At 68.9% G+C, this 13359-nt stretch carries 13 protein-coding genes and 4 tRNA genes; 13 read left to right on the top strand and 4 right to left on the bottom strand.

Annotated features, from left to right (window positions below; all coding sequences use genetic code 11):
• The first annotated feature begins 19 nt into the window (after positions 1 to 19).
• Entirely contained in the window at positions 20 to 1225 is a 1206-nt protein-coding gene (locus NE358_RS07815; RefSeq protein ID WP_103209432.1) for an alpha/beta hydrolase family protein, read from the top strand.
• A gap of 34 nt (positions 1226 to 1259) precedes the next feature.
• Here NE358_RS07815 and NE358_RS07810 read toward each other — a convergent pair whose 3' ends face one another.
• A complete protein-coding gene (locus NE358_RS07810) occupies positions 1260 to 1700 on the bottom strand; it encodes a SufE family protein (RefSeq protein ID WP_103209434.1) in 441 nt (146 codons plus the stop codon).
• 34 nt (positions 1701 to 1734) lie between these two features.
• The gene (locus NE358_RS07805) at positions 1735 to 2637 is read right to left on the bottom strand and encodes a sulfurtransferase (protein ID WP_289942524.1); all 903 of its coding nucleotides are present in this window, start codon (positions 2635 to 2637) and stop codon (positions 1735 to 1737) included.
• A gap of 118 nt (positions 2638 to 2755) precedes the next feature.
• On the opposite strand from NE358_RS07805, the gene zapE reads away from it, so the two are divergent.
• From zapE to NE358_RS07775, 6 genes are all read left to right on the top strand, one after another.
• On the top strand, positions 2756 to 3793 hold the full coding sequence (gene zapE / locus NE358_RS07800; protein WP_103209440.1) for a cell division protein ZapE: 1038 nt from the start codon (positions 2756 to 2758) through the stop codon (positions 3791 to 3793).
• Positions 3794 to 3958: 165 nt separating this feature from the next.
• Complete coding sequence (locus tag NE358_RS07795; protein ID WP_289942523.1) at positions 3959 to 5233, top strand: ammonium transporter; 1275 nt, start codon at positions 3959 to 3961, stop codon at positions 5231 to 5233.
• 73 nt (positions 5234 to 5306) lie between these two features.
• Positions 5307 to 5831 (top strand): type II toxin-antitoxin system PemK/MazF family toxin, encoded by a 525-nt coding sequence (locus NE358_RS07790; protein ID WP_289942522.1) that lies wholly within the window; start codon positions 5307 to 5309, stop codon positions 5829 to 5831.
• A 127-nt stretch (positions 5832 to 5958) separates the two neighbouring features.
• The gene (locus NE358_RS07785; protein ID WP_103209445.1) at positions 5959 to 6339 is read left to right on the top strand and encodes a YbaB/EbfC family nucleoid-associated protein; all 381 of its coding nucleotides are present in this window, start codon (positions 5959 to 5961) and stop codon (positions 6337 to 6339) included.
• Positions 6329 to 6649: a type VII secretion target gene (locus NE358_RS07780; RefSeq protein ID WP_103209447.1), complete on the top strand. Its 321-nt coding sequence runs from the start codon at positions 6329 to 6331 to the stop codon at positions 6647 to 6649. The genes NE358_RS07785 and NE358_RS07780 overlap by 11 nt, the downstream gene beginning before the upstream one ends.
• Positions 6649 to 7905 carry a hypothetical protein gene (locus NE358_RS07775; protein ID WP_116239777.1) on the top strand — a complete coding sequence of 419 codons (1257 nt, stop codon included), beginning with the start codon at positions 6649 to 6651 and terminating at the stop codon, positions 7903 to 7905. The genes NE358_RS07780 and NE358_RS07775 overlap by 1 nt, the downstream gene beginning before the upstream one ends.
• A 371-nt stretch (positions 7906 to 8276) precedes the next feature.
• On the opposite strand, the gene NE358_RS07770 is transcribed toward NE358_RS07775, so the two are convergent.
• Positions 8277 to 8349, bottom strand: a tRNA-Val gene (locus tag NE358_RS07770).
• Positions 8350 to 8501: 152 nt separating this feature from the next.
• Here NE358_RS07770 and NE358_RS07765 point away from each other — a divergent pair.
• From NE358_RS07765 to NE358_RS07740, 6 genes are all read left to right on the top strand, one after another.
• A tRNA-Gly gene (locus NE358_RS07765) sits at positions 8502 to 8574 on the top strand.
• Between the two features lie 66 nt (positions 8575 to 8640).
• A tRNA-Cys gene (locus NE358_RS07760) sits at positions 8641 to 8711 on the top strand.
• A gap of 27 nt (positions 8712 to 8738) precedes the next feature.
• Positions 8739 to 8813: transfer RNA gene (locus NE358_RS07755), tRNA-Val, on the top strand.
• A 504-nt stretch (positions 8814 to 9317) separates the two neighbouring features.
• Positions 9318 to 11117: a PPOX class F420-dependent oxidoreductase gene (locus NE358_RS07750; RefSeq protein ID WP_289942521.1), complete on the top strand. Its 1800-nt coding sequence runs from the start codon at positions 9318 to 9320 to the stop codon at positions 11115 to 11117.
• Between the two features lie 187 nt (positions 11118 to 11304).
• Complete coding sequence (locus tag NE358_RS07745) at positions 11305 to 11688, top strand: DUF7882 family protein (protein ID WP_141376673.1); 384 nt, start codon at positions 11305 to 11307, stop codon at positions 11686 to 11688.
• 40 nt (positions 11689 to 11728) lie between these two features.
• Positions 11729 to 12121 carry a TIGR03618 family F420-dependent PPOX class oxidoreductase gene (locus tag NE358_RS07740; RefSeq protein ID WP_103209460.1) on the top strand — a complete coding sequence of 131 codons (393 nt, stop codon included), beginning with the start codon at positions 11729 to 11731 and terminating at the stop codon, positions 12119 to 12121.
• A gap of 4 nt (positions 12122 to 12125) precedes the next feature.
• Here the strand turns inward: NE358_RS07740 and NE358_RS07735 are convergent, their stop codons facing one another.
• Complete coding sequence (locus NE358_RS07735) at positions 12126 to 13277, bottom strand: SLC13 family permease (protein ID WP_103209462.1); 1152 nt, start codon at positions 13275 to 13277, stop codon at positions 12126 to 12128.
• Positions 13278 to 13359 lie beyond the last annotated feature (82 nt).

Below are 13359 nucleotides of genomic sequence, written 5' to 3'. Positions count from 1 at the left end.
AGACTAGAGTGAGGCCTCGATGAACGCTCCCAGGCGCGCCGCGGATTCTCGCGCATCGCAGCGCACGACCACCGGTTTGCAGGTCACCCTCTCCGCCCTCGGTGTGGCCCTCGCCGCCTCCGCCACGGCCCTGGGAGCCGTCTCGTTCCGCATGGCGCGAACGGTCGTCCGGCCGGCCGGACGCCGCCCCGACACGCGCATCGTCCGTCTCGACGCGGCCGCACAGACCATCTCCCTCGAGCGCACGCCGAACACGACGCTGCCCGGGCGTTACGGCCTTTTCACCGTCGGATCAGTGGAGTATCTGCGACTGGGCTCGATCGTCGGCGAAGACGGGACGACCGTCACCCGCAAGCTCCTCACACATGTTCCCGCTGACGGCGATCTCGCCCCCGAGGCGGCCTTCAGCGGGTGGTACTTCGACAAACCCGACGACCTGTTGCTCCCGTTCCGCTCTCTCGACATCGACACCGGTGTGGGCGCCTGCCCGGCGTGGGAGTTCCCCGCCGAGCGCGACTCCGATGTCTGGGTGGTGCAGGTGCACGGTCGCGGAACGACGAGGTCGGAGACCCTTCGCGCCGTTCCGGTGTTCCACGCGCTCGGCATCTCGAGCCTGGTGGTGTCGTATCGCAACGACGGCGATGCTCCCCGCAGCCCCTCGGGGACGTACGCCCTCGGCGCGACGGAGTGGCGCGACGTCGACGCGGCGATCGGCTACGCCCGCCGACGGGGAGCGCGTCACGTGCTGCTGATGGGCTGGTCGATGGGCGGAGCGCTGTCGCTTCAGGCCGCCCTGGAATCACCCCACACCGACGTCATCGCCGGGCTCGTGCTCGATTCCCCGGTGGCGGACTGGCGCACGGTGCTCACCTTCCAGGGACGGGCCATGCGCCTGCCGCGCCCCGTGATCGCGCTGGCGGAGCGCACGCTCGCCTCCACCTGGGGAGCCACCGCGCTGCGCAGCGGAGAACCCATCCCTCTCGATCGCCTCGACGCCGTGTCACGGGCCGCCGAGCTCCGGCATCCGGTGCTCATCCTGCACAGCGACGACGACGGCTTCGTCCCCTCCGACGCCTCGCACGCGCTCGCGAGGGCGCGTCCCGACCTCGTCACGATGGAGACCTTCACGGTCGCCCGCCACACCAAGCTGTGGAACTACGACGAGATGCGGTGGACCACGGCGATCCGGGACTGGGTGCGCCGACAGGGCCTCTCCCGGGAGTGATTCCGGATGCCGGCATCCCGGCGAGACGGCAGGATCAGGCGTCGCGCTTCGCGCGCACCTGGCGCTTGGCGCGCATGAGCATGCCGGTCATGCCCGCGATGCGCAACGGGCTCACGGCGCGCGTCAGGCCGATGCTCTGCGGGAAGTCGTCGGGTACCGCGAGCACCTCATCGGCGGTGAGACCGGTGAGACCCTGCGACAGAATGCTCGCGAAGCCGCGCGTGGTCGGCGCTTCGGCGGGGGCCGTGGCGTGCATGGCAACCCGGTCGGCCTCGTCGACCGTGACGATGATGTACACCGGCGACTGGCACTCGACGACACGCTCGCGCATCTCGGGGTGATCGGCGTACTGCGTCGGGACCTCGGGCAGCTCCTGCGAGTACTCCAACAGCAGCTGCAGGCGATCGGGCTCGTCGAGCTCGAGGAACTCGTCGCGGATCTCGGCGAGGCGGGCGGGGAGGGCGTTGTCGGACATCACCGTCATCCTCCCACGCTCGCGTCGACCGGGCTCAGTGCGAGGGGATCTCGCCGGGCTCCGAACCCGCGACGATGGGCACGCGCACCGCGCTGCCCCACTCGGTCCACGAGCCGTCGTAGTTGCGCACGTCGCCGAAGCCGAGAAGGTGCTTGAGCACGAACCACGTGTGGCTCGAGCGCTCACCGATGCGGCAGTACGCCACGATCTTGTCACCGTCGGCCAGACCCGCGCCGTCGCGGTAGATCGCGTCGAGCTCCTCCCGCGTCTTGAAACCACCGTCGTCGGCGACGGCCTTGCCCCACGGCACGCTCTGAGCGCTCGGGATGTGACCGGCTCGGAGAGCGCCCTCTTCGGGGTACGCGGGAGCGGTGGTGCGCTCACCCGAGTACTCCTCGGGGGACCGGACGTCGATCAGCGGGTTGCCGAGGTGCGCGAGCACATCGTCCTTGTAGGCGCGAAGCGCGGAATCGTCGCGCTCGACGACGGGATAGTCGGTGGGCTCGACGACCGTCTTATCGGTGGTGATCGGACGCCCCTCGGAGATCCACTTGTCGCGGCCTCCGTCGAGCAGACGTACGTCCTCATGCCCGAACAGCGAGAACACCCACAGGGCGTACGCGGCCCACCAATTGTTCTTATCGCCGTAGATGACCACCGTGTCGTCTCGCGAGATGCCCTTGCGGCTCAGCAATTCGGCGAAGCCCGCGCCGTCGACGTAGTCGCGCACGACGGGGTCGTTGAGCTCGGTGTGCCAGTCGACCTTCACCGAGCCGGGGATGTGGCCCGTCTCGTAGAGCAAGACGTCTTCGTCGGACTCCACGACCACGAGGCCCTCCCGACCGAGACGCTCTTCCAGCCACTCACCCGTCACCAGCCGGCCGGGCTCGGAGTAGTCGGCGAACTTGGGGGAGGTGGTGTCGAACTCGACGGTCACGGGTACTCCTCGGTCAAGGCGATGGATGGCGCGGCATAGGGTGGACACCGCACCATCGACCCTAGATCCGCGGCATGGAGCACGCACCCTCCCCGTAAGACTTGGACACAGGACGGCCATGACCTCGACCCCCGCCACGACCGGCCTCATCCACCTCACCGAGCGTGAGCCCGCCGTCTCGGGCGCCGACATGGTCAGCGCCCTCGTTCCGCCGCCGCAGTTCGATGGGGCGACCTTCGAGTCGTACCGCGCCGATGCCGCCTACCCCTCGCAGCAGGAAGCAAAAGAGCTACTCCAAGCCTTCGCCGGCGCGCAGGCGGCTCCGGCCAAGAAGGGCGGCTTCTTCCGCCGCGCCGAGAAGGTGGCACCGGCGAAACCGGGGGTCTACCTCGACGGCGGCTTCGGCGTCGGCAAGACCCACCTGCTGGCCGCGATCTACCACGCCATGCCGGCTCGTCGGAAATACTTCGGCTCGTTCATCGAGTACACCGCGCTGGTCGGTGTGCTCGGCTACGCCAAGGCCGTCGAGTTGTTCCGCGGCTCCGACCTGCTCTGCATCGACGAGTTCGAGCTCGACGACCCGGGCGACACGATGGTCATGACGCGCCTGCTCGGCGAGCTGGTGGCATCCGGAACCCGGCTCGCCGCCACCTCGAACACCCCGCCGAACGCGCTGGGCGAGGGGCGCTTCGCGGCCCAGGACTTCCTGCGCGAGATCCAGTCGATGGCCGACAGTTTCCGCACGATCCGCATCGACGGCACCGATTTCCGTCAGCGCGCGATCGACGGAGAAGCGAAGGTCCTGTCCGACGAGGGGTATCAAGAGGCGATGGATGCCGCGGCCTCCGGGTCCGTGGCGTCCGACGACGCCTTCCTCGACCTCGTCGGCCACCTCGCGCGCGTGCACCCCTCGCGCTTCATCCGCCTCATCGACGGGGTCGACGTGATCGGCCTGCGCGAGGTAGAGGTGCTGCACGACCAGTCGGCGGCTCTGCGCCTGGTTGCTTTCGTCGATCGCGCATACGACGCGCAGATCCCGATCCGCGCCACGGGCGTCCCGCTCAACACCGTGTTCAGCGACGAGATGCTGGGCGGCGGGTACCGCAAGAAATACCTGCGCGCAGTCTCGCGCCTCGTCGCACTCACGCACTCCTGAGGCGAGTTCATCGCCGGTTCGCGGGCGCAGGAAACGCGATGTTTACCGGAGCGGCCCGGCTGTAACATCCACGAAACACGGGGCGAACGGTCGTGGAACCGGGGCTGTGGACACTGAGGGGACCCGACGCTTTACCTGCGTCCCTGCAGAGAGGTTCCCTCCGAGATGGATCAAGGCAACACCGCATTCATCCTGATAGCAGCCGCCCTCGTGCTGCTGATGACGCCAGGACTCGCGTTCTTCTACGGCGGTCTCGTCAAGGCCAAGAGCGTCATCAGCATGATGATGATGAGCTTCGGCGCGATGGGGCTCATGGGCGTCCTGTGGGTGCTCTACGGCTACGCGATCGCGTTCCCCGCGACCGACGCCGGCGTCACAAACGCCCCGTGGCACATCGACGGCGCTGACTTCGGCCTCGCCAACGTGCTCACCACCCCCGAGGGCGCCGCGTACCCGCCGCTCGCCTTCGTCGCCTTCCAGGCCACCTTCGCCATCATCACCGTCGCCCTCGTCTCGGGTGCGATCGCCGACCGCGCCAAGTTCGGCGCGTGGATGATCTTCGCCGGCATCTGGGCCACGGTCGTCTACTTCCCTGTCGCCAGCTGGGTCTTCAACTTCGGCCTGGCCGAAGACGGCTCCTTCAGCTACGGCGGCTGGATCACCCACGGTCTGCAGGACGTCTTCGGCGTCGGCGCGATCGACTTCGCCGGCGGTACCGCCGTGCACATCAACGCCGGTGCCGCAGCCCTCGCGCTGGCTCTGGTCCTCGGTAAGCGCGTCGGCTTCCAGAAGGGCGCCTACGTCCCTCACAACCCGCCGTTCGTCCTCCTCGGTGCGGGCCTGCTGTGGTTCGGCTGGTTCGGCTTCAACGCCGGTTCCGAGCTCGCCGCCGACAACACCGCCGCCCTGGCCTTCGTGAACACGATCGCCGCTCCCGCCGCAGCCCTCCTGTCGTGGCTGATCGTCGAGAAGATCAAGGACGGCAAGCCCACCTCGGTCGGCGCCGCCTCCGGTGCCGTCGCGGGTCTCGTCGCGATCACCCCGGCCTGCGCCGCTCTGACGCCGATCTGGGCCATCGTGCTGGGCCTGCTCGCGGGCGCGGTCTGCGCCCTCGCCATCGAGCTCAAGTTCAAGCTCGGCTTCGACGACTCGCTCGACGTGGTCGGCATCCACCTCGTCGGTGGTCTGCTCGGAACGCTGTACCTGGGCATCTTCGCCAACACGAGCGGCCTCATCTACAGCGGCTCGTTCAACCAGCTGATCGTCCAGGCGATCGCCGCCCTCGCCGTCCTGGTCTACTCCTTCGTGCTCGCCTTCATCATCGGCTTCGCGATCGAGAAGACCATCGGCTTCCGCGTGAAGAACGAAGACGAGATCGCCGGTATCGACACCGTCGTGCACGGCGAAGAGGGCTACGTGCTCTCCGACGTTCGCGGCTGACACCCGCTTCACCCCGAACGGGGCGTCACCGATTCGTCGGTGGCGCCCCGTTCGTCGTGCCTAGGGTGGGGGAATGGGAACCGCCTCTCGTCTGCTTTCCGCCGTACTGGGCATGTTCCGGTCGACGCCGACGGCTCCGCCCGCTCGTCATCCCGCTCCCGCCGCGCCGACCGCGCGTCCGTCCGGTCCTCGCGGGAGCGAGACCATCGAGATCGATCCGCCGCGGCACCTCACCCTGTCGTACGCGCCGAAACGCGACAACGCCCCCGACGGGGGCGAGATCGTCTGGACGTGGGTTCCGTATGAGGAGCGTGACGGGCGGGGCAAGGACCGGCCGGTCCTCATCCTCGGTCGAGCGGATGCCACCCGCTCCTACGCCGTGAGACTCACCAGTAAGCCGCACGACGGCGACCGCCAGTACGTGTCGCTGGGGACGGGGGAGTGGGACCCTCAGCGTCGGCCCTCGTGGATCGACGTCGAACAGCTCTATCTCGTCCACGACGCGGGGATGCGCCGGGAGGCAGCGGCCTTGGACCGCGCGCGGTTCGACGTGATCGCCGCCGCTCTCGCCGCGCGCTACGGCTGGTCGCGCGGCTGACGCTCTGCGCTCATTGCCGCACCGAACGGGGAACTCTTCGTGAGAGCTACGTGAGATTCCTCTCATCTACCGGGTTTTCTTGCCGGGAACCGTTCGTTCTCGACAACCAGGTCGATAAATTTCTGCCGTGCCGTTGGATCCCGAAGAGTCATTCGCTCAGGTCGAAGCCGACGTTCGTCGTGCCGAGATGCGCGCCGCTCAGATGCCGGTCTTCGAGGCGACGGTCGCTTCCGTGCGCGGCACCGGTCGCTCCCGCGGTCGCGACGTCATCGCCCAGGTGGACTCGGGCGGCCGGGTCGTCGATCTGCGGCTGAGCGAGGCGGCCCTGGCACGCGGCGCCCAGCGACTGTCCGCCGAGATCCTCTCGACCATCCGTCAAGCCGAGGTCGATGCCCGCGAGAGCACGCTCCGCGCGGTGAGCGAGCTCCTCGGCGCCGACGATCCCATCGTCGCGCAACTACGCGACACCGAACCCGCCTCACCCGAGAGGACTCTTCATGGCCGATGACATCGCCGTCGACTTCGATCGACTCCGACAGCACGCCGCATTCGTCGATTCCCTCGTGGGCGACGTCGGATCGGCGCTCTCCGTCCTTCGCGGCGGCAACCTGCTTCCCGAAGCCTTCGGGCTCTTGTGCGCATTCCTCGTTCCGCCGGGACTCGCGTTGTCGGCAGCCGCCACCGGTCTCCTCGGCGAGGACCAGTCACTGCTCATGCGCACCGCCGGCGAGTTGCGGCAGACCGCCGATCAATGGGAGCAGTTCGAAAGCGACACCATCGCGACCATCCGGTCCCTCGAGTCTGCGATGGGGGTGTGATGAGTACCGTCGTCGCCCCCGGCACCACCTTCTCCGGCAGCCGCGTCATCGAGTCGGGCCGCGCCCTCGCCGAGGCCGTCAAGAGCGGCAACTGGCTCGACGGAGGAATGGCGTTCCTCGACACCCTGGGCGATGCGGCCGCCGCGCTCACCGATCCCATCGGCACATTGACCGCGTGTGGTCTCGGGTGGGTCATGGAGCACCTCAAGCCCCTCAGCACCTGGCTCGATCAGCTCGCCGGCAGCGCCTCCAACGTCGCCTCCGTCGCATCGCAGTGGGTCTCTGCCGGGTCATCGATGCGCCAAGCAGGCGCCGACCTCACCCGCCGCTTGAGCGACCTCGATGGCATGACCGGCGGCAGCATCACCGCGTACATGCGGTTCGCCACGGACGCGGCGAAGCACCTCGGCGCGTCTGGTGAATGGGCCGAGGCCGCGGCGAGCGGACTCACCTCCGCCTCCACCCTGGTGACCAAAATGCAGGGCGTCGTCAAGTCGGCGATCTCCAAGGTCGTCGCCACCGCGATCGAGGCCATGGCAGTCGTCGCCGCCTCGTTCGGTCTCGGCATGGGATACGCCATCGCGCGCGTCGTGATGAAGGTCAACGAGATGGTGAACAAGGTCGTTCGCCCTCTGCGGGCCGTGCTCGGATCGGTCAAGGCCCTCACCGGGCTCGTGCAGCAGCTCCGCGGTGTCTTCGACCGCACGTCGACCACGACTGCTGCAGCCCTGCAGAGCAGCGCCCAGACCATCCGTATCGATTCGGGGGCCGTCGTCGACGCGTCAGATGCCACCCGCTACGGAAACAGCGCCGCCCACGACCTCACCGTCAAGGGTCAGCGTGCCGACGGGGTCGTCTACCGCCCCTTCACCGTCTCGGGCGAGCACGCCTCGGCGGACTTCCACCTCAGCGGCTCCGGGGCGCTCTCCGGAGCCCCCACGCCCGATGGGGCGGTCGTCGGCCAGGCCTCCCTCGGCGGGTCCGCCGGCGCGGGCGGCTCGCTCGGTGGGCTGACCGGGCTCGATGCCAAGACCTTCGCCGGTGTGCACGGCGGAAACACTGGCTCGCTCATCGGCGGGACCACCGGGGGAGCGGCCATGGCCGCCACCTCCCTGTCGTCCGCGCAGGGTACCGGGCCCGGCGGTCTGCGCCCTCCGATGGCAGGCGCCGGCACCCAGCACGGAGCGGGGGCGGGAAGCCGACAGAAGCTCGGTCAGCGCCGTCGTGATCTTCGCGTGGTGATCGAAGACGATTGACCCGCGATTCGACGACGCCCCGGCGTCCGGCCTCACGACGGCCGGGTGCCGGGGCGTTACCACGGAGGGCGCCGGTCGGCAGGAACATCGAACAGCCGCTCGGGCCGGCGCGGATCGTCGCGGGGCGAGTCGGCGTGTCGGGTCCGGCGGTTGCGCTGCGGGTGGAGGGGTGGGGAGAAGGCGGGCAACCGCGGCGACGACGTACGCATCGAAGAGCTCAGTCGTGCGGGGTTGGGGTCGAGGGGGTGCCGACCAGCTCTTGTCCGGTCCTGACGCCGGCGACTCACTGCTGAAAGTGGCGCGATAAACGCGACGCCGGAGGCAGACCGGCGAAGAAACAGAAAACCCCCGGCGAACCGGGGGTGAAACTGTGGGCGATGCCGGACTCGAACCGACGACCTCTTCCGTGTGAAGGAAGCGCGCTACCAACTGCGCCAATCGCCCTCATCCCGAACGGGACTCATCGATCGTACCGGATACCGAGAGGTCCTTCGAACCAGTGTCGGCAGACACGCGCGGGGCGCGCCTGGTTTTGCGCGCGCGCTCAGATCGGGTAATGTCTTACGAGTGCTCGGGGCAAGCCCCGGGAACGAAATGCGGATGTAGCGCAGTTGGTAGCGCACAACCTTGCCAAGGTTGGGGTCGCGAGTTCGAGTCTCGTCATCCGCTCGAGTGGAGGGATCTCCGTCTGGGAAACCGACGGAGCATCACGACACGTGGGTCGAACCACATCACGGTGGCGTGGCCGAGCGGCTAGGCACCGGCCTGCAAAGCCGTTTACACGGGTTCGAATCCCGTCGCCACCTCGCCTCACAATAGAAGAGCCTGTATAGGCGCGATTGGCGCAGCGGTAGCGCGCTTCCCTGACACGGAAGAGGTCACTGGTTCGATCCCAGTATCGCGCACCACCTGAGAAGCCCCCGGTTCGCCGGGGGTTTCGTCGTTTACGGATGCAGCCCACGACCCGGCCGGCGGAATGAATGCCACGTGCCGGGCGGGATGCCGCGGCGACCCTCGTGGCGGAGAACGATCGGACGACTGTCGCGCGACGGCTCACTGAGGGACACGTCGGTGTCACGCGCCCGGAGATCAGGCGCTGCGCCGATCGACGCTTTCCCGGGCCGGTCAGGCGGGGAGTCGTCCGGGAGAGTGGTCGCCCCCGCCGCCAGAAAGGGGGGCTGCGGAGTGCCTGGCGGCGGGGACAAGACGACACTACGACGTGTCCACCGTTTGGGGGACACGTCCGATGGATTCTTGCGGTGTCCTTGCGCTGATCTTGCGCTCAGCCTGCGCTTCAGGCGCAGCACGCACAGCGGGCGCATGGCCGACGCTCAGTATCGTGACCACACGCCCCTCGGCCGCCGCCGAAGGAGTTCGCCACCGTCCCCGACGGCGCAGGAAGCGAGGCCTCCGTGACCAGTGAATCCCCCCTCTTCTCCACCCCGTCAGGTCCGATCCGCGGGTGCCGTGATGGCTCGGTGCTGCGGGCGCGCGGCATCCCCTATGCGCGCGCGGAGCGCTTCGGGCGGCCGGAGGCACTCGAGGACAGAGCCGCGAACGACGTCCTCGAGGCGCTCGAGCCCTCGCCGGCGTCGCCCCAAGCCCCGACACCGCTGATCGACGCGCTCGGCGATCAGACGGGTGGACTCCCGCTCCGCGAAGACTGCCAGCACCTCTCCGTCACCGTGCCGGCGGATCGACACGAACGCGACGCCCCGCTCCCCGTCATGGTGTGGATCCACGGGGGCGGGTACACCAGCGGCGCGGGCGACCTCCCGGTGTACGACCCCGCCGTCCTCGCTCACGAACAGCGCGTCATCGTCGTGACGGTCACGTACCGCCTCGGCGTTCTCGGTTATCTCGGCGACGGCGCGGGGCGGCCGGCGAACCTCGGCCTGCTCGATCAGCTCGCTGCCCTCGAATGGGTGCAGCGCAACATCGCCGGCTTCGGCGGAGACCCCGCCCGTGTGACGGCATTCGGGCAGTCCGCCGGAGCGGACGCGATCCTGCACCTCATGGCCATCGATCGGGCCCGCGGTCTGTTCTCGCGCGCCATCGTGCAGAGCGCACCCATGGGCACCATGGGCGGTCGCGCCGCGCTCACGGCGGCGATGAGCGCGGCATCCGCGGGGCTGACGCCGACCACTCCGGTGAGCGAGCTCGCGCGCCTCCAGGCGGACGCGATGCGGGCCTCTCGCGGCTTCGGACGCTTCTCTCTCATGCCGTTCGCGCCGCAGCCGGGTCACGACCCGCTCCCCTCCGAGAGCCAGCTCACCGAGCGGTGGCTCGAGCGGGCTGCCGGCATCCCTCTGCTCATCGGCGTGACCGCCGAAGAGACCCGACTCTTCCTGCCCGTCATCTCGGTCCTCGACGGCCTACGCTCCTTCCCGACGTTGTACGCGCTCGTGTCGACCGCCCTCGATACGGCCATGAACGCCATCGTCTACGCTCGCCCGGCCCGCCGCCTCGCCCGCGACTACCGCCGCGCCGGGGGGACGGTGCTGCGGTACGTCTTCCGCTGGCGCGCGAACGACATCTACCGTGCGTCCCACGCGATCGAGGTGCCGTTCGTGTTCGGTACCGAGGCGATAGGCGCACACCTCCCTCCGTACGAGGGAGCACGAGCCGACGAGCTCGCCGCCGTCGGAAGGAGCATCCGCGCCCTCTGGGGCGACTTCGCGCACGGACGCATCGGGAACATGGCATCCGTTCCCGATGTCCTCGACCTGTACGGAGACCGGGGCGGGCCCGATGCGCAACCCACCGCCACGGACACCCCCACGCATTACGGTGACAGCATGACCGTCCCCGACACCCAATGGCGAGAGATCGCCGCCTCGCCGTTCGTTTCTCTCGGCACGTATCGCCGCAACGGTGCCCTCGTGTCCGTTCCCGTCTGGATCGCGCGCGACGGAGACGAACTGGTCGTCACGAGCGAGCGCTCGACGGGCAAGGTCAAGCGCCTGCGCAACGACTCCCGCGTCACCCTGCAGCCCTGCAGCCGCATGGGCACAGTGGAACCGGATGCCATCCGGGTCGAGGCCGAGGGACGCATCGCCGGACCCGCCGCCGACGACGCCCGCGCAGACGCCGCTCTCAAGCGCAAGTACGGCTTTCAGTACCGCGCGATCCTCGGCGTCGAGGCACTCGTGCGGCGGATTCAGCGCAAGCCCGGTGACCGCGTCATCATCCGCATCGCGCGCAGCGCCTGATCCACGGCATCCGCTCGTCCCCTGTGCGCGCACTGATGTCCCGAAACCGCAGTCCTCGGCGAGGAGGTTTGCGCGCAAGGGGGTTTCACGAGAGCGTGCAGACAGACAGCGGTTGCCGCCCCGGGCCCCGCGTTCCCCTTCTCGCCGAGAGGCGCCGGACCGCAGGCGGCGGTGACGGGAGCGAGATATGGGCAAGTTCATTTACGACGGCAACATCAAGGTCGATTTCGAAGACCGGCTGCTCGCGCATCTGCAGGCCGTCATCATGGCCAAGGTCCGCCGCGGTGAGAGTTTCCCGTTCACGTGGAAAGACGACATCAGCACCGGCGGGGGACGCACGACGGTCTATATCCATCCGCACGTGTCCCTGGTGTTCAAGTTCCACGGCAGCCGAACCCCGCAGCTCAGCACGGCGTGGTTGCACGCGCTGACGCACAACGCCAACTCCGGCCGCGGACTCTACGTCGTGACCGAGCCCGACGAGTTCGTTCGTCGCGAGAGCACCCGAGGCGAAGAGATGATCTTCAGCGAGGTTCCGAACGACCAGGCTCCCCGATCCCCCCGCGACTGAGGAGGGAATGGATGCCGGCACCCCGGCGGTTGCATCGCGTATGAGCGACTGGACCACCACCAAGCCGTACTTCGAGACCGACGCCGTCGCGCACCTCGCGACACTGATGCGCGACGGGTCTCCGCACTCGATCCCGCTCTGGGTCGGCGTGGACGGCGAACGCCTCATGCTGTTCACCGAGGTCGACACCCTGAAGGACCGGAACCTCCAGCGCGACCCGCGCGTCGCCATCTCGGTCACGGCGACCGACAACAACTACTCGATGGCGTTCGTGCGGGGAGTGGCCGTGGAGCGGATCGACGGCGACGCGGCCCTGCCGTACGTCGACCGGATCTCTCGGCTGTACACCGGCGAAGACTACGGCCTGCGCACGGGACTGGCTGTGTGGTTCATCGAGCCCCACAAGGCCTGGTCGCGAACGTACGAGGACTGAAAGCTCACCAGACGAGCGGCAGCACCCCGAGGAACAGGATCAACGGCGCGATCACCGCACCGAGCAGGACGAACCGGCTCCACCGCACCTCGATGCCCGCGGCGACCAGGCGGTCGTGCCACAGCAGGGTCGCCAGCGACGCCCACGGCGTCACGATCGGCCCCGCATTCACTCCGATCAGCAGCGCGGCGAGGCGCGCGGGGGAGCCGGCCGCCGACTCGAGCGCGAGGTAGGCGGGCAGGTTGTTGATGCCGTTCGCCGCGAGGGCGCCGACGCCCGCCAGCTGCCAGAGCGACACCAGGTCGTCACCGGAACCGGCGAGCACCGCGGTGATCCGTCCGATCCCGAGGGCTTCGAGGGCCCCGACGGCCAGGAACAGGCCGCCCGCGAAGACCAGCAACGACCAGGGCACGAGACGGATGCCGAGGGCCCGCGGCGCGCGCCAGGCGAACGCGGCGACGAGGACGACGGCGGCGGCTGTGGCCGGCATCCAGGGTTCGAGTCCGACGACCAGCAGGGGCAGCAGGGCGAAGGTCACGACGGCCGCGACACGCAGCAGGAGGCGGTCCGAGATCTCGGGGGAGGCCGCATTCGGGTACGTCTTGGGCAGGCGCCGCAGGAACACGAGCGTGAGCACGATGACCGACACCGCGATGGCGATGAGCGCCGACGGGCCCAGCAGCGTGAGGAAGGCGACGGGGTCGTGACCGCCTCCGAGCGCCTCGGATGCCAGCAGGTTGGTGAGGTTCGACACGGGAAGCACCAGCGAGGCGGTGTTGGCGAGCACGACGGTGACGAACGCGAACGGGAGCGGATCGAGCCGACGAGCCACGGCCATCGACACCACCACGGGAGTGAGCAGCACCGCGGTCGTGTCGAGCGAGAGGAACGCCGTCGCCACCGTCGCCAGCGCCACCACGAGCACCCACAGCAACGCGGTTCGGCCACGAGCGAGCGTGGCCAGGCGGGCGGCCACGACGTCGAAGAGCCCCGCTTTGGATGCCAGCTCGGCGACGATCGTCACCGCCACGACGAACAGCAGGATGGGCCAGACGCGGTCGGCGACGGCGAGAGCGGCGTCGGCGGGGAAGACGCCGGTGAGCAGCGCGATGATCCCGAGGACCCAGAGCACGCCGCCGATGATGGCCAAAGTCACCGCTCCACTATGGGGCACGTCGCGTGCGGTCGAGACCACGCCCGCCGGGTAGCCTGGAAACGACCCCTTCAGGAGATGTTCT

This window comes from Sphingomonas sp. G5 (assembly GCF_052660795.1).
This window is presented reverse-complemented; position numbering and strand designations above follow the sequence as displayed.